This window comes from Dellaglioa sp. CoH-55-MRSF-8, from assembly GCF_056782195.1.
This window is the reverse complement of record NZ_JBXAYH010000199.1, coordinates 1-270: the sequence shown is the minus strand read 5'-3', so window position 1 is coordinate 270 and position 270 is coordinate 1. Positions and strand designations below refer to the sequence as shown.

1 protein-coding gene is annotated in these 270 nt (G+C 51.1%); it reads left to right on the top strand.

Going from position 1 to position 270, the window contains the following annotated elements; translation table 11 throughout:
- Positions 1–184: hypothetical protein (locus AC1RPW_RS08480; RefSeq protein ID WP_481769524.1), on the top strand; the 184-nt coding region annotated here is incomplete at its 5' end.
- Positions 185–270: the final 86 nt, after the last annotated feature.

The window sequence follows — 270 nt, the reverse complement described above, 5'->3', positions numbered from 1 at the left end:
GGGGCTCGGGTTCCCTGACTTTGCCTTTGCTCTGTACCTGTCAGACGCGCGCAAAAACGGCGATCTGGTCGGCATGTATCAGGACTATGGCATGTACGAGCCGGAAGCGTGGAACGCGTGGATTGCCGACTGTCGGCGTCAATATGATGCAATCAAAACTCGCAACCAATCGATCAAAAATTGACAATGAACACAAATACCCCTGTTTCGATTCTCAATCAGTACAAAGCAGAAGCCGGCCGTATTGCTGATTCCATTATCGGGCCGCAA